Raw genomic sequence first — 20,057 nt, forward strand, 5'->3', positions numbered from 1 at the left:
GGCATTGAACAAGTGCCAGGAGATTCTCAACGATCGCCGTGAGGCTCTTGCTTCAAAGGCAAAGAAGAATGACTAAGGGTAACTTTCGCAAGAGAGTGCTCTTGAGGAAAATTACGTAAGAGAGAAAGGAAATTACGTAAAAAGATTATTTTCAGAATGACTCTTTGGTACTACAAAGAGAAAAGGCAAAAAGTCCCGCTGTCGAGTAAAATCGTTCAACGGGACTTTTTTGTTTTTATGCCAACCGGGATGATATCCAAGCTGGGATATTATTCCTGGCTCTTTTCAGCCTTCATGATCACCTCGACGTGGTTGCCGCTCTTCAGGAGTACATTCTTGAGGAAGTCGGAAATCTGTTCGCCACGGAGGTTCTTCACAAACTCCTTATAGCCGGTATAGTTATCGAAACCGAGACCAGTATAGTTGGCAAGAACGCCGAGCCAGTAGCCATTGTTCTTCTCATCCACACCTGCCTGCTTCAGGAGAATCTCCTTCACCTTCTGCAAGTCGGCAGCATCTACCTGCTTCTCTACCTCTTCCACACCCTTGAAGAAATAGGTGATGGCAGTATCAGCCTTCTCCGGATTCAAGCCGGCATTGGCGGTAATGCTGATGGCTGCCTTGTCGTCGAAATCGCGGAGCATGCCGAAGGTGGCTCCTGCATGGTAAGCTGCACTCAACTGCTCACGGATGGTGCGCAGATACTGCATCTCCAGCAGTCGGGCGGTTACATCTGCCAGTACCATGTTCTGCATAGAGAATGGCAACTTGGTGCTCCATATCTCTGATGCCTGGGTTTGAGGATTGGACATCGCCTTGGTAAAGTTATTCTTCACCTCGCCCTTGGCGTATGGAATCTCCTTGTTCTTCAGCTTGAAGCCATGGTTTGGCAAGCTGGCGATATACTGCTCAATGAGTGGCAAGAGGGTCTTCTCATCGTAGTTGCCCACGAAATAGAAGGTGAAGTCCTTGGCATTGCCGTAATACTCCTTGGCAAGCGACATCAGGCGATTGTAGTTGATGGCCTTGATCTCATCAGAAGTAGGAATGCGGCCAATCTTGCTGCCCAGGTAAAGGGTACTCTGCAATGAATCCTGATATACCATGTTAGGATTGTTGCTCTGGTTAGCCAATACAGTAGCAAAGGTGTTCTGAAGATTCTTGAACGACTTCTCATCCTTGCTCAATGCTGTCATCTTGAGATAGATGAGCTGCATCAGGGTCTCGATGTCCTTAGGAGTAGAATTACCCGAGAGGCCATGGCTGTAAGGCTTGATGGAGAAGCCTACACCTGCCTGCTTGCCTGCGAGCGCCTTTTCAAGCTCGGTGCTTGAGAAATCACCCAAACCGCTGGCACCCCAAGCCTCGCTCATCAGCATGATGCTAGGGTAATCGCTCTTCTCGAGAGCTGAGTAACCCACCTTGGCATTGGCAGAGAAGAGAATCTCATTATCCTTGAAATCGGTCTTCTTCAATACCACCTTGGCACCGTTGGAAAGGGTAAGCTGCTTGTAACCCAGCTGCTTGTTCTCTACGGTCTTCTTGATTTTGCCTGGCTTAGGCAACTGAGCCATCAATGGCTCCTGCTTCACATTGTCCACGTATGCCTCCAGCTTCTCTGAGCGCACCTGCTTCACAATATCGGCAAGCTCCTGCTCGGTAGGATAAACGGCACCCTCTGCCTCGCGCATCAGCACCATTGATACCAGGTTGGTATCGCTCTGGCAAACCAGCTGCTTGGCATAGGCATTGATGGTCTCCAATGGCAGCTGAGGTACCACCATCTTGTAGATCTGGCTCTCGTCCTCTACCGATGGAATCGGCTCGTTGGAGATGAAGTGATCCACATACTGGGTGGTAAACTGCTCGTTCTTCATCTTATCCTTGTTGGCAAGCGTCTTATCTACCCGGCTCAGGAACTCCTCCTTGGCACGCTGATACTCAGTGGCGGTGAATCCGAAGTCGTGCATGCGCTTTGCCTCGCGCAATACGGCAGCATAAGCCTCCTTCACCTTTCCTGGCTTTGCCACTCCGATAAGACTGAAGGCACCCTTGGTAGAAGAGAGCAGGAAGTCGCCGTCGTCGGCACCTGCCTGAAGGAATGGGCAGTCAGCTTCCTGGGCAATCTCGGCATAGCGTGCACCCAGCATAGAGGTAACCACATTGTCCATATATCCCTTGAGCAGATAGCTCATGTCGCCCTTCATCGCATTAGGGATGGCTGGATGCTTCATGAAGATATTGAAGATGTCATACTGCTGCTCCTTGTCCTTGTCGATTACGTAGATGGCTGTATCATTATCGGCAACTTCTACCGACTCTATCTTGGCGGCATCGGCAGGAACCTTGATGCCCGAGAAAAGCTCCTTGATCTTGTTCTCGATATGGTTGACATCTACATCACCCACGATGATGATTGCCTGATTGTCTGGGCGATACCACTTACGATAGTAAGCACGCAGGGTTTCCGGCTTGCAGCCGTCGATGACGCTCATCAATCCGATAGGGAAACGATAGCCATACTTGTTGTTCTGATAAAGCTTTGGCAAAGAGCGCTCTATCATGCGCTGCTGCCCCACGATGCGCATACGGTACTCATTGTGTACCACATCGCGCTCGCTCTCGATGGCATCCTCGGTAAGAGAGATGCCATTGCTCCAATCCTTGAGGATGAGCATGCATGAATCTACGGCTGTAGGACGGGTGGTAGGTACATCGGTGAAGTAATATACGGTTTTCTCTACGCTGGTATAGGCATTGAGATTTCTACCATACTCCACACCGATGCTCTGCAGGTAATCCTGGAGGGAATTACCCTTGAAGTGATCGGTACCGTTGAAGGCGAGGTGCTCGAGGAGGTGAGCCAAACCGCGCTGATCATCGTTCTCATTGATAGAACCCACTTTCTGGGCGATGTAGAAGCTGGCTACATGCTCAGGATAACTGTTGTGACGGATGTAGTAAGTCAATCCATTGTCGAGATGACCAATCTTCACATTCTTGTCCACAGGAATGGCTGGCATCTGTGCCATCGCACTTCCCACAGATAAACACAGCAGAAACGCTGCAAAAATCTTTCTTAGTTTCATCAGCTATTGATTTATAAAATTACTTGTTTCAAATATTCCGCTTGCAAAATTACACAAAATAAAAAAGATTTGCAAGCATTTGGGAGATTATCTTCCCCAACACCTGCAAATCTTAACATAAAACTAACATTGGAAGCTCTTCATCCACGACCCCCGGTAAAGGCGGATGAGGAAAAGCGTGCCCCTGAGGGTAAGCTCCGTAGCCATCGCAATCCAGACACCCTCCAGACCATAACTCTTGGAAAGGGCGTAAGCCAGGGTGAGGCGCACCAGCCACATGGTACCCAGATTGATGGCGGCTGGCTTTCGGGTATCGCCCGCTCCCACGCAGACACAATAGGTTACGATGCTCGCTGCAAAGAATGGCTCGGCAAAGGCCTCGATGCGAAGGCAGGCAGTACCCAGCTCGCGGATGCTCTCCACCGGCGACAGCACACCTATCATCTCGGGGGCAAAGACATACATCACCACTCCCATCAATGCCATCACGCACATGCCCAATCCCACCGTCATATAGGCGAAACTGCGGCAGAGATCGGTACGCCCGGCACCATGCGTCTGACCCACCAGGGTGGTAGCGGCATCACCGATACCATAACCCGGCATATAGCAGAGGCTCTCGGCAGTGATGGCAAACGAGTGGGCAGCAATGGCGATATTGCCCAATGGTGCCACGATCATGGTGCTCACAATCTGCGCACCGCTCATCAGCACATTCTGTATGGCTATCGGGATGCTGATCTTGCAGGCATGGTGCAGGTATTCCTGCACCCATCGGAAAGGTTCCTTGTCCTGACGCAGATTGAGAATCCGGTTCCGACATGCCGTGAGGTAGAGATTAGGCAGCGAGATGCAGATATAGGCAAGCGCCGTGCCGCAGGCAGCTCCCACCACGCCCATCTTCATGACGTAGATAAAGAGGTAATTGAACACCACATCGCAGATGCATATCAGCACCGCCATCACACTCGGGGTATGCATGTTGCCTGCCGACTTGAGCATCATCTCAGAGATATGATACAGGAATACGAAGGGCAACGCCAAACCGTATATCAGAAAATACCGCGAGGAATTGCCCGCAATATCAGCACCGCCACCCAGCCAATAAGGCAGATGGGAATGCACTCCTACACATGCCAGGGTAACACAAAGGCTGAACGCCAAACCGCATATCAGGGCATGGCGGAATACCTGGCGAGCCTTCACGAAATCGTTGGCTCCAATGAAATGAGCCACCTGCACCGAGAAACCGGTAGCTGCCGCACTGAGCAAACTGCCAATGAGCCAGTTGGTTGACTCGATAAGTCCGATGCTTGCCGAAGCCTCAGCACCCAGATGTCCCACCATGGATGCATCAATGAAGAACATCATCACGGTGGAAATCTGTGCCAGCATAGAGGGAATACTCAACCCCACGATGAGATTGAGTTTCTCGCTGCGAGCCATCGCCCTACCCTCGCGTATCGACTCCATCAGATAATCTGTCTTATTCTTGAATAACATATTTTTCTCTTATTAATTGCGTTAACGAAAAAATGGCGACTCCGAGAAGGAATCGCCACCTTTTATTTAATTACATGAATTTCGTACCTTTGTTTTTCCCAAAACTTAACTTCCGCATAACGGAACAGTACTGTTTTTTGTCGTCACTGAATAAACAATCTTATTTTTACCTTAACTAACACCTGTCGTCACTGAATAAACAATCTTTTCTAACTACCTTAACTAAAACCAATAAACCAATGAACAACAATCTTAAATTTACCTAACAACTAAACCTAATAAAATCTATTACCTAACTAAAAACCTAAAACTTATTTTTTCTGATGCAAAGGTACAACTAATTTCTGAAACTGCAATACTTTTACCCGAAAAAATGCAGAAAACTAACATTTTTTTTAATATCGACAACGTTTTGTGCGCGAGCACAAACACTTGTTAACACATCAAAAAGGTATGTTAACACAAAGCGTTCCTAGGAATGCCATCACACAGCAATCCTAGGAACGCTCCTATTCTATCCCCTATATATGAATAAGGTATGAATCCTACCTGTAAAAGGAAAGAATCTCCCTATATATAATAAGGTGTAAATCCGAAAAAATCCTACTCAGTAATCCATTCTCCCTTGAGTGCCTGGGCAGCAGCTCTAGAACCCGGTATTACCTGACCCGGACGATAGTAGCTGTCGAGCACAATCTCGAAGCGAAGCATGGAATAGGCAGGGATCTTGCCATTCGGAGTAGTATTATAAGCCAGCTGGTATGGGATATACACCAGCCAATGATCGCCGATGTGCATATTGAGCATGGCGGTGGTAAAACCATCTATCCAGCCACTTGCCAAATTGGTAGTTACCTGAGCAGTAGCCTTGTCGTAGGTACCCTCAAAAGTCTTATCGAATACATAACCTGCAGGATAAGTATCAGTGCCCAGCAATCTGCCGAGATAGCTCACCTTCACAGAATCGGTGTACATAGGGCATCCGCTGCCCTTGCCTTCCTTCAACACGCGAACCACGATGTGATCGTAAACCTTGTAGGAAAGCGGAACCTCCACACCATTCTGATCCTTGTTAGATGTCTGGTTCTGGAGCGACCACTTACGAATCACCTTCCATTCGGTGCTGCCGTTGGCTATCTGCTGACGGGCATAATCCAAAGTGTCGGCAAAAGCCTGCTCATTGCGTTCCTGCCAGTTGGCATACTCATCTACAGTGTTATCATCCTCGCTGCATGATGACAGGGCGAACACTGCCATCACGAGCAAGAAGAGATATTTAGAAATTCTTAATTTCATTACCAAGTTTCTTTAATATGCTAGTAATACTTACGCGCTCCTCGATGATGCTGCGGAGGTCAGAGATAGCTACACGCTCCTGCTCCATAGTATCACGATAACGCAGAGTTACCTTATGGTCGTTTGGAGTCTCATGGTCAACGGTGATACAGAATGGAGTACCGATGGCATCCTGACGGCGATAACGCTTACCGATAGAATCCTTAGGATCGCCATAGTGGGTATTGAAGTGGAACTTCAACTCATCTACGATTTCATGAGCCAACTCTGGCAAACCATACTTCTTATCCAATGGGAATACGGCACACTTCACTGGAGCCAATGCCTCTGGCAGGCGCAATACCACACGTGTCTCACCATTCTCAAGCTTCTCCTCGCAGTAAGAATGGCACATCACGCTGAGGAACATACGGTCAACACCGATAGAGGTCTCTACATCGTAAGGCACATAGCTCTCGTTCTTCTCTGGATCGAAGTACTTGATAGAGCGACCGCTGTACTTCTCGTGCTGAGAAAGGTCGAAATCGGTACGGCTGTGGATACCCTCCACCTCCTTGAAGCCGAATGGCATCTTGAACTCGATGTCGGTAGCAGCGTTAGCATAGTGAGCCAACTTCTCGTGGTCGTGGTAGCGATAGTTCTCGTTGCCCATGCCCAGCGCCTCATGCCAAGCCAGGCGAACCTTCTTCCAATACTCAAACCACTTCATCTCTGTACCTGGCTGGCAGAAGAACTGCATCTCCATCTGCTCGAACTCACGCATACGGAATACGAACTGACGGGCAACCACCTCGTTACGGAATGCCTTACCAATCTGACAGATACCGAATGGCAACTTCATACGACCGGTCTTCTGTACGCTCAGATATCTACGAAGATACCCTGAGCAGTCTCAGGACGGAGATATACCTTGCTTGAAGCATCGCTGGCAGCACCCATCTGGGTAGAGAACATCAGGTTGAACTGGCGAACATCTGTCCAGTTCTTGGTACCGCTGATAGGGCAAACGATACCCTCATCCTCAATAATCTGCTTCAGCATCTCCAGGTTAGGTCCCTGCATTGCCTCAGTATAGCGGGCATGGAGATCATCAAACTTCTTCTGGTTCTCCAAGACACGAGGGTTGGTTGCACGGAACTGAGCCTCATCGAAGCTGTCGCCGAAGCGCTTCTGAGCCTTGGCAATCTCCTTGGCAATCTTCTCCTCATACTTAGCCATGTGATCCTCGATGAGCACATCGGCACGATAACGCTTCTTGGAATCGCGGTTATCAATCAAAGGGTCGTTGAAAGCATCAACGTGACCTGAAGCCTTCCATACGGTAGGGTGCATGAAGATAGCAGCATCGAGACCTACAATGTTCTCGTGCAACAATACCATACTCTGCCACCAGTACTGCTTGATATTATTCTTGAGCTCAACACCATTCTGACCATAGTCGTAAACGGCAGCCAAGCCATCATAAATTTCACTACTAGGGAACACGAAGCCATATTCCTTGCAATGGCTTACAATTTTCTTAAAAACATCTTCCTGTGCCATGATTAAATCTTATTTTTTTCAAATTTTCGGCAAAGATACTCTTTTTTCTCGAAAAATTGTTGTATTTTTGCCATAAATTAATAAAATAAGTATTAAAAGCTACATATGAGCGACGAAATTAAAGATAAAAACGAGATAAATGAGGAAAATACGCCTCAGGAACACTCCGACTACAAGCCGGTGAACCGTTTTGATGCTTCTGCCGTACATCACCTCAGCGGAATGTATCAGAACTGGTTCCTCGACTATGCTTCGTATGTCATCCTGGAGCGTGCCGTGCCTCATATCGAAGACGGATTGAAACCCGTACAGCGACGCATCCTCCACTCCATGAAGCGCATGGATGACGGAAGATACAACAAGGTGGCTAACATCGTGGGACATACGATGCAGTTCCACCCTCACGGAGACGCATCCATCGGAGATGCACTCGTGCAGATGGGACAGAAAGACCTGCTCATCGACACACAGGGTAACTGGGGTAACATACTCACCGGCGACCGTGCTGCCGCTCCCCGATACATCGAGGCACGACTCTCGAAATTTGCCCTGGATGTGGTATTCAACCCTAAAACCACCGACTGGCAACTCTCCTACGATGGCAGAAACAAGGAACCTATCACCCTGCCAGCCAAATTCCCGCTGCTCCTGGCACAAGGTGCCGAGGGTATCGCCGTGGGTTTGAGCAGCAAGGTACTGCCGCATAACTTCAACGACCTCTGCGATGCTGCCATCCGCTACCTCAAGGGGGAACCCTTCCAGCTCTATCCGGATTTCCCTACAGGAGGTGCTATCGACGTTAGCAAATACAACGACGGACAGCGAGGAGGCGTACTGAAGGTAAGAGCCAAGATAGACAAGCTCGACAACAAGACACTCGTAATCAGCGAGATACCATTCAGCAAAACCACCGGAAGCCTCATCGACTCCATCACCAAGGCGGTGGAAAAGGGAAAGATCAAGGCAAGAAAGGTGGATGATGTAACATCAGCCAACGTGGAAATCCTCGTGCATCTGGCACCAGGCACTTCTTCGGACAAGACGATGGATGCCCTCTATGCCTTCAGCGACTGCGAAATCAACATATCGCCCAACTGCTGCGTCATCGAGGACAACAAGCCGAAGTTCCTCACCGTGAGCGATGTGCTCAGACATAGCGTTGACCGCACCATGGGATTGCTCCGACGCGAACTGATGATCCGAAAGGGCGAGCTGGAAGAGCAGCTCTTCTTCTCCTCGCTCGAACGCATCTTCATAGAGGAGCGCATCTACAAGGAGCGCAAGTTCGAGCAGAGCAAGAGTCAGGACGAGGTTGTGGCATTCATCTACTCCAAGCTGGAGCCGTTCAAGGATCAGATATTCACCGCCAATATCGACGGCAAGGGAAACGTGGAATACTCCTTCCACCGGGACATCACATGCGACGACATCCTCAAGCTCCTGGAAATCAAGATGCAGCGAATCCTGAAATATAATAAGGATAAGGCGGATGACCTCCTGCTGAAAATCAAGGCGGAACTAGCTGAAATAGAAAACGACCTCGCTCACATGACCGATGTCACCATCAACTGGTTTGAGTATCTCAAGGGCAAGTACGGAAAGATGCATCCAAGAAAAACCGAAATCAGAAACTTCGATACCATCGAGGTGACCAAGGTGGTGGAAGCCAACCAGAAACTCTACATCAACCGACAGGAAGGTTTCGTGGGTACAGGCTTGAAGAAGGATGAATTCGTATGCAACTGCTCTGACCTCGATGACATCATCATCTTCTACAAGGATGGAAAATTCAAGGTAACCAAGGTTGCCGACAAGATATTCGTGGGTAAGAACATCCTCCACGTACAGGTGTTCAAGAAGAACGACAAGCGAACCATCTACAACTGCGTATATCGCGACGGCAAGCAGGGCGACTACTTCATCAAGCGATTCAACGTAACCGCCATGACGCGCGACAAGCTCTACGATATCACCCAGGGCACACCGGGAAGCCGCATCATCTACTTCACCGCCAACCCTAACGGTGAAGCGGAAATCATCAAGGTGACGATGGAACCTGATCTGAGCAAGAAACGCCAGAGCATCTTCCTGGAGAAAGATTTCTCTGAAATCCTCATCAAGGGACGTGCAGCCAAGGGCAACCTGCTCACCAAGCGAACCATCCGCCGCATCGGATTGAAGAGCCACGGACACAGCACCCTGGGAGGAAGAAAAGTCTGGTTCGACCCGGATGTAAACCGCATCAACTATGATGAGAACGGCAGATTCCTGGGAGAATTCAACGATGATGACTCTATCCTGGTAGTACTCGACAACGGCGAATTCTACATCACCAACTTCGATGTGAACAACCATTACGAGGACAATATCCTGAGATTGGAGAAATGGGACGAGCACAAGATATGGACAGCCATTCTCTATGATGCCGACAACGAGGGATATCCATACATCAAGCGATTTACGATGGATGCCACCAAGCGCCACCAGAATTGTCTGGGAGAGAATCCGAACAGCAAGCTCATCCTGCTCACCGATACCCCATTCCCTCGCCTCAAGGTTACCTATGGGGGTGTGGATGTCATCCGACCTGCCGAAGAAATCGATGCCGAGCAATTCATCGCCCAGAAGAGTTTCAAGGCAAAGGGTAAGCGACTGACGACATGGAAGCTGGAAAGCATCGAGGAATTAGAGCCGACAAGATTCCCGGAACCTCCAGCAGAAGAAGATTCTGATGCAGAAGATACAACCGGCGATTCTGAAGGCTCAGGTAAGAATGCTGAAGCTGCAGAAAACCTCGATCCTGATGCAGGAAAAAGCGAGCAGCAGGTAATAGATGAACTGACCGGTCAAACCAATCTCTTCTCTGAAAAAGATTTCGAAGAAGATCAGAAAGACAAAGATTGGTTATCGAAGCAATAAAAGAATTCGAAAAGTTTTCGATATATATTGTTAGGAGGGTGTACTTGGATACACCCTCCTTTTTCTCTATAGATGATTATATGCGTCGCATTGCTGTATATTTTTACTTTTTATACCCCTTCAGTTTCTCCAGGCAGTAAGCCTTGAAATCATTCCAGTGATAATAAGGCTCCACATCGCTCTTGATAGGAAGCGTAGCTTCATCCTCGCAGAGCAATACCTTCACCAGCACATCATTCGCCTTGTTGCGATAGAATACAAACTGAAGGTTGGTAGCCATCGGAGTAATCTTATAATCAAACCATTGAGAAGAAATTCTCTCAGGATCCCTGATCTCCTCGCCATATCCATTCAGATCCAGGAGGCAAGTAAGCGGAGTAACCATCGTATCATGACCATATCTCAAGGTAGCACCCGGATGCGGAAGAGCTATGCAGCTATCAGCCTTCTCGATGATATCCATCAGAAGATTACGCTGGGAATATGGCTGAACATTGCCCGTATAAGGAGAATTGCCATACGCCATCTGCCACCAGATATTGGTACTTAACCAATTCTGATACAACTCCTCCTCGGTAAAGAGGTCGTAGAGCGAAACCTTGCCTCTCAACTCAGTACCCTGGATAGAGCTAGCCATCTCATAAAGCTTTCTGTTCAAGTCGCTCTGGTTGATATTCTGCTTCACCCAAGCCGGATCATTGAAAAGTTCCTGCATCACGCGGCTGTAATTAACGTGCTTCTGGGCAAACTCCTGCTGCACCACCTTGATGCCCACGCTATTTTTCAGGCTATCCAGGTATCTGTCACCTTGGTTCATATAATACATATCATGCTCGCTGGCATCATGGAAGATATGGAGCTTAGGATTCATGCGAAGCATCTGATGCAAACCGTTCTCCATAGAGAGGATGCAGCGGATCACCACCGTGCTTCGTGCCTCGATATTCGTATTACCGGCAAAGATCTCAGGAAATCTTTCCATCATTCGCTTGGTAATACCCTGATGCTGAAGAGCTCCCAGCGGAGTCAGTTCGCCATCACGTCCCTTTGCATCTTCACGAATCAGCTTCACCTTAGCCAGTGTTTCCTCACCCTTGGCAGTCAACTTACCTTCCTGCTTCGCCTTCAACAGGGAGAAATAAGGCACATCATATGCCTGCTTGCCAATCATATAGCGGGAGCCATGACGGCCATAGTGGCTCAGATAGAAAGGCTTATAGCCCTTAGGCGCCGGAGTTAACTGCTTCTGAGGCCCGCGATAAGCCACATAGTTACTACCCGAGAGTGTAATGTCTCGCTTGAAATCCTCCAGAGGACTCTGAGCAGACAATGGCATCGCAAAAGCAAGAGATGCCAACAATAATAGATTCTTTGTATTCATTGTTACTACATTTTTATTGTATAATTCATTTTTTCATCATGATTATTTTCAGTTTGCCTGCAAAAGTACCATTATTTCTCGTAAAAAACAAACAAACCCGCTTTTTTCTGCTCATTTCTTCTTTTTATTCGAATATTTATTGTATCTTTGCACTCACAAATGCGCTTGTGGCGAAATTGGTAGACGCGCTAGACTTAGGATCTAGTGGTTTAGGCCGTGTAGGTTCGAGTCCTATCAGGCGCACCCTTGAAAATGCTAAGTAGCTTATTATCAGCTATTTAGCATTTTCTGTTTGCCTAAATTCCCCGTGAAAATCCCCGTGTTTGCTTTAATAACTCCCATTTCAGCCTCAGCAAAGGAACGAAAAAAGCGACCATCCATCACGGACAATCGCTTTAAGTGTTCAATTAAAAAAATAGCTGATTATAGCTATTCGGGTGCAAAGGTACAAAATAAAAATCATACATAGCACTCTAAACGTAACTTTTACTATAATAAGCCATCTCTTTTCAAGACTTCTTCTTCTGAGGACGCACACGGAAAACCTGACGAAATTCCACGTATCTCTAAATCCTCATTTATACCACTATCAGGCGGCAACAAAGTTTCCTTTGTTATCTTCTTCGTTCCATCGGGTGCAACCTCAACATATCGGATATAATGCTTTATTGGCTGAGGCTGCCCACCTTTGGCATATTGCAATATTGCAGATACTTTGTTATTCTCCATCGTCCACCTCCTTTTCTCTTAAAGACTGAATACGTTCCATTATCTGCTCTATAGCCTCATCAGGTGCAATCTTTAATAGTTCCTCCAATTTGTGGTATTCGTAATCTAAAGATTGCTGCACATTTAAGGCTTGTTTCTTTGGGATAACATAACCTATCAATCCAGTTATCGCTTTAACACGTTCTACTGGCTGCAAAGATTCTAAATCTTTTTGCAGTTGCTTAGTGTTCTTATCTAATATTTGCCCGATACGCTTTACCAAATCGCTTGTAGCGTGATTTCTTGCGCCCTTTGGTCTACCATTCGGGTTTCCCGATTTTCCACTCTTAAACGCCATATTTTCTGTATTTTAATTGTTATTTACAACAAACCACTGTTACCCTCTCAAAGATTTACCCGTAAACGGGACAAACTTCGTGATTGCTCTCAGGCGGTCTATAGTTCTATCTCCATACTTTTGTTGCAACTCTGGGATATTTAGATTTGTGGAGATTACAAGCAAACGCCCTTTCTTTTCTGCCTCATCTACCAACTCAGGGAAAACCATTCTTTTGTTGCCATAGTTGTTTGCCATCCCCTCGTTTCCCACATCATCCAAACTTAGCAAATGATAGTTTAACAATTCGTCTGCTTTGTAATTCATATCCTTAGCATCACAGCAGTTTAGTATTTTGTGGTGTACCTGATTGATAAGACACGGCAAAATTCTAATTCCTATTAGCGACTTACCCAAACCACACGAACCGGTCATAAGTAAACCCTTACCCTCGTTATCTGCCATCCAGTCTACAATCGGACGATAATTGCTTTCATTCCATATTGCTTTTGTGATACGCCCACCTGAGAAACGGGCTACCATAAAATCAAGCCCTCCACGCAAACGCTTTTCTGCATCAGGAATCTTTATTCTCACCATATTAGGCATAGACGGATAATTACCATCTTGCAAATTCTTAATAATTTTAGCTACACTCTCCATATTACCAACCTCCTTTTGAATAATCTTTATTATTAGAATCTTGGAGCACTACCCCCATATCAGGCGTATTTGTTACCACCCTATTGTTATTAAGCGGAAATATCCCCGAATAATTATTAGCCATAGATTTCTCTACTATTTTCAAAGCAACTTCGCCATTACCACCCGACAAATTACCTAGCCTTGTAATGAACGCCTTTAAACCAGTTGGCTTGTATGTCTGCCCACGTTCTTTTTTATACGCTAGCCATCTAGTTATTGCCTCATTCATTCGGGCATCATCAGAAAAAGAAATAGTTTTCTCTATTAAAGATTTATCTTTATTATCTTTTCTATTTTCTATTTTCTCTTTTCTATTTAGTGAACGTTCGTTCAACGTTCGTTCAACGTTCGTATTACGTTCGTATACGTTCGTATCGTTTCGTAAACGTTCGTTCTCCTTTCTAGCCTCATCACGTTCTTTTGCGATACGCTTATTTGTTTCGCATCGCTTAGAATACTTTGTATCGAAATACTCCATATCTTCCTGAATCGCCTGAAACAATATTGCAGATACTGGCGGCACATCATCAGGAACATTACCGCTACTGGCATATTGCGCCATCATCTTTAAGACTTTTCCAGCCTCAGCATCAGACAACAAACCAATATTTTTTAATCGGTCTGTTTGGAAATTCACAAATTTCATACGTTGCCCTCCATTTCCTTTAGTGTGAACAAACTTAATTGTTGAGGCTTGCGCACCCACAAACTCGGATTTGCAGAATAATAATTAGCCTTATATCCAGTTGTTGCATCAGGTCGCTTGCAGATAGCTTGCAGCAATCCCATTGCCTCCAAATCACGCACATACCACGTTATGCTATTTCTCAGCATTCCCAAATCTAAAGCTGCATCCAGTGTGGTTGCAACCTTATATCGAAAATAGGCTAAAACTTTGGTTATGTCCTTAGAATTGCCTACCTTTGCAGTGTTGTTGTTCGGGCGGTCGTTATGGCTGCCCTTTACTTTTTCTTTCATCCTCTACCCTCCAATATTGATTTTACATCAGATAGCTTGTAGCGAGATTTGCGCCCTACCTTGATAGGAATCAGATATTTCTCTTTTTCCCATCGCCACAAAGTATTTTTTGACACGCCCACCATGTCGGCTACATCATCAGGCGTTAAATACTTTTCCTCATTCTTCTCTGCCTCCTTGGCTGCCATTGCCTCAGTTACGACACATAGCGCAAACTCTTTAAGGTCTGCTACAGATACCACTACCGAAATATTAGCATCAGTGTTTATTAGTTCATTGATGTTCATAATCTATTTTTTTTGTTTTTGGCTCTCCGTGTCTGTTTGAGGATTCTCCCCCACTTCTGCCATTTTCGCCCACATCATCAAGAAACAGATACATTGAATCCGTGTTTGAACGCTGCAAAGGTAGTGTGTAAAATAAAGCCTTGCAAGCAGTTGTCCAAATTGTCCTGATTGTTGTCCAAATTGTCCTGATTGTCCTCTCATCCGATTGCGTATGCATAAAAAAAAGGTGGATTTCTCCACCCTTTAAAGTTTAATTCTAAATGTTTTTTCTGATTGTTTTATTATCCCATTTGTTTTAGTTCTTTCGCAAAACGTGACTTTAAGCCATTCTCAGGATTTTCAATTAAAGGTTTCCCCAGTTTATCCTTTTCTTTCACCCATCCTTTAATCTTTCTTGCAATCTCATCATCCGACAAGCCACTAATTCTGCTATCAAATACGTATTGTTGTGAAACAAATCCAACAAACCACCCGAATATGAACGCTCTCCCTTTGCATCAGGTACAACGCTCAAAGATTCCTTATATTCCTCTAGCCATTTCATTTGTTGCTCATTTATGGCATACTTTGGGTATCTCTGCATTACACACAAAAGATTCTCTATATCATCAGCAGACAAAGCCCAACCTTTTAGATATCTAAGGAAATCAGATTTTAAAAGCCCTCTAAGGGTATTTGCATAACCTAACATCTTTCGCACTTCGGGCGGTCTGCTATCAGGGATTCTAACCTTTAGCATTCTCATTCCGTTATTTAATTCTACCCATTCACTCACCATTTTCTCGCCCTCCTATTGGTTTAACAATACATTTTCCCTCCATCATTCTTTTCTCAGGAATTTCAGGATATAACGGAATCGGCATAGCATTCTCTTTATAAAACTCGTTATTCTCCATATCGCTAGCCTTTACTATCTCTGTTATAAGCTGCTTTATTTGCCACTTATATTCGTTTATCTCCATCTTTAAGTTGTTAATCTCTATCTGCAATTCATTATTAGAGATACTGGCTTTAAGACTTTCTATTTTAGCGTTTGCCAACTCCTGGAAAATGGCAAAGTCCATTATTACTTTGCCATTCTCCAGTTTCTTACAATTTTCCTTTGTTATCATAACTTAGCCTCCTTATCCAATTTGGTTTATAACATCTAGCAAAGTAGAATCCTCTATTTTACGATAGCGAGAAAACGCCTTTGAACCCTCCACGTGTCCACTCATTTTGCCAATTATATTCGGGTCGCTCACCTTAAAGTAAGCATTGCCTACAAAGGTACGTCTTGCCAAATGGCTACTGGCTATTTCGTTTATCGGTCTTATCTCGTTTTCTCCAGTCTTGGGGTTTCTGATAACTACATTACGATTTATCCCAACTTCTGTAAAAATCTCCTTTATGGCATCATTGTACTTTTGTGGAGATATAAACGGGAACAATCTCCCTTTGGCATCCACGCCCTTGTATTTCTCAACCAGTGCCAACGCTTTAGGGTGCAAAGGTACACGTGCTTGCAAAGTTTGTTCGCCCTCATCCTTTGTTTTGTGTGGAGCATAAACTAGCATTCCGTCTATAATATTTTCACTTGTTAGCTTTACCAAATCGCCAACACGGCAACCAACAAAACATTGAAATACAAAAATATCTCTCTGAGCCTCCAAACGCTTGCTGCCTGATAAATCGTACTCTGCAATCTCGTTACGTTCTGAGATAGAAATGTAGTAAGGCGTACCAAACTTTTCTGAACCTATCTTAATTCCATCAAAAGGGCGATTCTTAGTTTTATCTGATTCATAAAGCCATACAAAGAACGCTTTCAGTTTTTTTGTTAGCTTTACAATTGTGTTATCGCCACGTGTCACTAACTTTGTTTGCCCTTTCTTTACGCCAATCGGATATTGCTTTAACAACTTCTTAAATATTACGGGATATTCCTCTGATAATTCTTTCTCATTTCTCAGGTAGTCCAAAAAATCCTCTATATCAGAACGTGTTATTTTATCCACATCAAAAGAAAACTTCTTATCCTCTGTAGCCTTTCTGAATCCCTCATATCGTGCCACATCACGAACCAGTACACGAATCGCCTTGGTGTGGTCGTAAGAAAAACCTTTCTTTGTCAAATACTCCTCTGCCAACTCGTAAAAAGTCTTTTTAGCCTCAACCTTTGCAGTATACTTTTCAGGGTGATTATACTTATCTACAACCAACTTAAACCACTTAGTATTGATTGCGCTTTTATCAGTTGTTTGTACCAAATTCAGAATATAAGTACAAAGTGCATCCATCTTTTGCGCTTGTTCTTCGTGATACTTTACATCATTGCCCACCTTGCGCCTATTCACCACAATCTCACCATTACGGAAATTATCAGCAGTAACAAAGATACCCGACTTTGCCATCAGGTCGTAATCTTTGCCATTGCGCAAACGAATCAGGATTTCCGCCATTCCCGTTTCTGTGCAAACTCTTTTAGATAATCTTTGATAAATCGTTGCCATAATCTTTATTTTTTAATTGAACGCTGCAAAGATAAGACTATTTTTTCAAACCGCCAAATAAAACACGGGGATTTTTTGAATTTCCCCGTCAAATTCCCCGTGTTTATTCAAACTCAATATAATTTCACAAAAACAAACGCAAAAGATATTAATGTTTTAGTACTGTAATACAAGCAGTTACATTTTACATTGATTTTCTTAGATTTTATTCACTTCCCCGTATCGTGTGCCTATCAGGCGCACCGAAGAAAATCCTAACTGCTTGATAATAAGCGGTTAGGATTTTTTCTTTTCTTTTTTTGGCAACATTTTGGCAACATATTTCAATGCTAATCTATAGTGACCGCCAAAAGCAAGGTATCATTTTACATACTTTCACACTATTTCTTGCGATTACACACACCACTTTAGTTTATCCCCATTCATAGAGGTTTTCGCCCAAAACTGAAAAAATCACAAAGAAAATACATTTTCCTACTGAATATATACCCTATTTCCAAAGAAAAATGCTATCTTTGTAGCTGTTTTAATATAAATGTGTCCTAAGACAATGCCTTATTTTTTAAGTAGGCTCATTTAGGAACAATAAAGAAGGAAACAATGGAAAAATATATAGAAATATTCAACAAGCTTTGGGAACACTCAGAGAATGAGGTTGTCGAGTTTAAGAAAGCAGAGACCAACTTTGATATCGATGAGTTGGGCAAATACTTCTCCGCTCTTAGCAATGAAGCAAACTTACGTGACCATGAGTTTGCTTGGATTGTATTTGGCGTTTGGGACAAAAAACATCAGATTATCGGTACAACATTCAAAGATGGTGAAGTTGCACTCAACCGTTTGAAGCAAGATATGTCTCAACATACCACCGACAACCTTATCTTTAGAGATATTGTACCTTTAGATATCGAAGGCAAACGAGTTTTATTATTCCAGATACCAGCATCACCACGCAACATAGTGATGCACTGGAAAGGTGTGGCTTATGGTCGTGATGGCGAAAGTCTGAAACCACTGAACCAGGCAAAACAAGATACTATCCGCCAACAGCCACCCATACCCGATTGGACAGCTCAACTTGTACCAAATGCCACGATCAATGACTTGGATGAATTAGCCGTAGCTACAGCTAAAGTCATGTTCAAAAAAGTTCATTCGTCAAGTATTCCTGCCGAAGAAATAGATGCATGGAGTACAGAAGAGTTCTTGGCTAATAGTATGATGATGCGAGAAGGGAAGCTCACTCGTGCAGCCATTCTACTATTGGGCAAACCCCTTTCTATTCAAAAGATTCATCCTGCCGTAGCACAAATCACTTGGACATGGGAAGATGAAGAAGGCATCGTACAAGATTATGAGCATTTTACAATACCTTTCATCTTGACCGTAGATAAGGTGTTGAGCAAAATACGTAACAAGACTATGCGTGAGTTGCCAGGTGGAACCCTGTTCCCAGACACCATGAAACAGTATGATGAATACACCATACGAGAGGCATTACATAACGCCATCGCACATCAGGATTACACCTTACAGCAGCGAATTGTTTTTGTAGAAGGTCCTAGTACCTTATATTATGGCAATGGTGGCAGTTTCATTCCAGGAACAATAGAAAATGCCCTGGAGCATAAAGGACCTCAATTTCATTATCGTAACGATTGTTTATGTCGTGGCATGGTTAACTTTAATATGATTGATACAGTAGGACGTGGTATCAAGAAGATCTACACTGAGCAACGTAATCGTTTCTTCCCTATGCCAGATTACGACATCGACAACGAACATCGTACTGTTGGGGTAACCATCTATGGCAAAATGATCGATGAGAAATATACCAATCTCTTAAAAGCAAATAACTCTTTGTCACTGAAAGAGTGCCTTTGGTTAGACGCAGTACAGAAGCATCATCCTATCACCAAGGAAGCTGCTAAACATCTTCATGAAAAGGGTTTGATAGAAGGTCGTGCACCACACTATACTATATCGCTAAAAGTTGCCAAAATGACTAAGCAGATAGGACACTATACAAAAGAAAATGGTCTTGCAGAAAATAGTATCCAAAAGTTATTGTTGCAATTGGCTCATAATGCAGGAAGTATGGGATTCAAACGTCAAGACGTTTATGAGGGACTACAACATGTTTTTCCATCAAGTTTAACTCAGGACGAGAAACTGAGAAAAATAGGAAATCTTCTTCGAAAAATAGCGAAAGAAGGATTTATTACAAAAACTATTAGTGGAAAACAATGGATTATTACAGAAAAAGGTGAACAAGAATTGAATTATTAATTTGTTACATAATTGCGATTGTCAAGTCATAATATGGGCATATTCGGTCGTTTTAAGTCGTTTTAAGTCGTTTTAAGTCGTTTTAAGTCGTTATTTGGCTATTTGAGGTCATTCTCGGCTATTTGAGGTCGTCACTTGGGCATAGCTCATGTAACTGGCATGTAACTGGGCGACTCGAAACAGCCCTAAAACAGAGCAAAAACCCTTTAAAACAGTGCTTGGCGCATGTAACTGGCATGTAACTGAATAAAAGAAGGCTCGTATGGACAATGCTAGTTTTCAAACAGAGTTTATACATCAATAGTTCGTTAATAATTCAATAATGTGCTAAGCAGCTATACGCTGTAAGCACGAGAGATCTTTGAAAATCTTGCTAATTAAAGTTCGGTTCGGGATGTACCCGCATGCTTTAAAAATTCGTCTCACCAGATAAATGTTGGTCATCAGTGACTTGAATGAAGACATAGAATATTCCATTCCCATCTCCTTCATAGTTACCTTGGCAACATTTAGTGATGTGAACGAAGCATT

At 44.3% G+C, this 20,057-nt stretch carries 15 protein-coding genes, 1 tRNA gene and 1 pseudogene; 3 read left to right on the forward strand and 14 right to left on the reverse strand.

Features of this window, described 5'->3' with window-relative positions; translation table 11 throughout:
* Positions 1–269: 269 nt before the first annotated feature.
* From DW830_RS08925 to DW830_RS08940, 4 genes and pseudogenes are all read right to left on the reverse strand, one after another.
* Complete coding sequence (locus DW830_RS08925) at positions 270–3,089, reverse strand: M16 family metallopeptidase (RefSeq protein WP_119249621.1); 2,820 nt, start codon at positions 3,087–3,089, stop codon at positions 270–272.
* A 123-nt stretch (positions 3,090–3,212) separates the two neighbouring features.
* On the reverse strand, positions 3,213–4,592 hold the full coding sequence (locus tag DW830_RS08930) for an MATE family efflux transporter (protein ID WP_119249622.1): 1,380 nt from the start codon (positions 4,590–4,592) through the stop codon (positions 3,213–3,215).
* Positions 4,593–5,195: 603 nt separating this feature from the next.
* Positions 5,196–5,888, reverse strand: a complete 693-nt coding sequence (locus tag DW830_RS08935; protein ID WP_119249623.1) for an FKBP-type peptidyl-prolyl cis-trans isomerase — start codon at positions 5,886–5,888, stop codon at positions 5,196–5,198.
* Positions 5,869–7,430 (reverse strand): annotated as a pseudogene (locus DW830_RS08940) (glycine--tRNA ligase). Before DW830_RS08940 ends, DW830_RS08935 begins: the two are co-directional and overlap by 20 nt.
* A 105-nt stretch (positions 7,431–7,535) precedes the next feature.
* On the opposite strand from DW830_RS08940, the gene DW830_RS08945 reads away from it, so the two are divergent.
* The gene (locus DW830_RS08945) at positions 7,536–10,349 is read left to right on the forward strand and encodes a DNA gyrase/topoisomerase IV subunit A (protein ID WP_119249624.1); all 2,814 of its coding nucleotides are present in this window, start codon (positions 7,536–7,538) and stop codon (positions 10,347–10,349) included.
* 103 nt (positions 10,350–10,452) lie between these two features.
* On the opposite strand, the gene DW830_RS08950 is transcribed toward DW830_RS08945, so the two are convergent.
* The gene (locus tag DW830_RS08950; protein WP_119249625.1) at positions 10,453–11,730 is read right to left on the reverse strand and encodes a histidine-type phosphatase; all 1,278 of its coding nucleotides are present in this window, start codon (positions 11,728–11,730) and stop codon (positions 10,453–10,455) included.
* 161 nt (positions 11,731–11,891) lie between these two features.
* On the opposite strand from DW830_RS08950, the gene DW830_RS08955 reads away from it, so the two are divergent.
* Positions 11,892–11,973: transfer RNA gene (locus DW830_RS08955), tRNA-Leu, on the forward strand.
* 246 nt (positions 11,974–12,219) lie between these two features.
* On the opposite strand, the gene DW830_RS08960 is transcribed toward DW830_RS08955, so the two are convergent.
* The 9 genes from DW830_RS08960 to DW830_RS09005 form a co-directional block, all read right to left on the reverse strand.
* The gene (locus DW830_RS08960) at positions 12,220–12,459 is read right to left on the reverse strand and encodes a hypothetical protein (RefSeq protein WP_119249626.1); all 240 of its coding nucleotides are present in this window, start codon (positions 12,457–12,459) and stop codon (positions 12,220–12,222) included.
* Positions 12,449–12,796 (reverse strand): DUF5681 domain-containing protein, encoded by a 348-nt coding sequence (locus DW830_RS08965; RefSeq protein ID WP_119249627.1) that lies wholly within the window; start codon positions 12,794–12,796, stop codon positions 12,449–12,451. Before DW830_RS08965 ends, DW830_RS08960 begins: the two co-directional genes overlap by 11 nt.
* Positions 12,797–12,835: 39 nt before the next feature.
* Positions 12,836–13,438 carry a hypothetical protein gene (locus tag DW830_RS08970; protein WP_119249628.1) on the reverse strand — a complete coding sequence of 201 codons (603 nt, stop codon included), beginning with the start codon at positions 13,436–13,438 and terminating at the stop codon, positions 12,836–12,838.
* Between the two features lies 1 nt (position 13,439).
* Entirely contained in the window at positions 13,440–14,126 is a 687-nt protein-coding gene (locus DW830_RS08975; protein WP_119249629.1) for a DUF6291 domain-containing protein, read from the reverse strand.
* Positions 14,123–14,458: a hypothetical protein gene (locus tag DW830_RS08980; RefSeq protein WP_119249630.1), complete on the reverse strand. Its 336-nt coding sequence runs from the start codon at positions 14,456–14,458 to the stop codon at positions 14,123–14,125. Before DW830_RS08980 ends, DW830_RS08975 begins: the two co-directional genes overlap by 4 nt.
* Entirely contained in the window at positions 14,455–14,745 is a 291-nt protein-coding gene (locus DW830_RS08985; protein ID WP_119249631.1) for a helix-turn-helix transcriptional regulator, read from the reverse strand. The genes DW830_RS08980 and DW830_RS08985 overlap by 4 nt, the downstream gene beginning before the upstream one ends.
* Positions 14,746–15,118: 373 nt before the next feature.
* The gene (locus DW830_RS08995) at positions 15,119–15,523 is read right to left on the reverse strand and encodes a hypothetical protein (protein ID WP_147487243.1); all 405 of its coding nucleotides are present in this window, start codon (positions 15,521–15,523) and stop codon (positions 15,119–15,121) included.
* Entirely contained in the window at positions 15,513–15,857 is a 345-nt protein-coding gene (locus DW830_RS09000) for a hypothetical protein (RefSeq protein ID WP_119249634.1), read from the reverse strand. The genes DW830_RS08995 and DW830_RS09000 overlap by 11 nt, the downstream gene beginning before the upstream one ends.
* Before the next feature lie 12 nt (positions 15,858–15,869).
* Positions 15,870–17,237, reverse strand: coding sequence for a site-specific integrase (locus tag DW830_RS09005; RefSeq protein WP_119249635.1), 1,368 nt, complete (start codon positions 17,235–17,237; stop codon positions 15,870–15,872).
* Positions 17,238–17,837: 600 nt separating this feature from the next.
* Between DW830_RS09005 and DW830_RS09010 the strand changes: the two genes are divergently transcribed.
* Positions 17,838–19,526, forward strand: a complete 1,689-nt coding sequence (locus DW830_RS09010) for an RNA-binding domain-containing protein (RefSeq protein WP_119249636.1) — start codon at positions 17,838–17,840, stop codon at positions 19,524–19,526.
* Positions 19,527–20,057 lie beyond the last annotated feature (531 nt).

Origin of the sequence: Prevotella sp. AM34-19LB, from assembly GCF_003468525.1 — a bacterium.
GTDB lineage: Bacteria > Bacteroidota > Bacteroidia > Bacteroidales > Bacteroidaceae > Prevotella.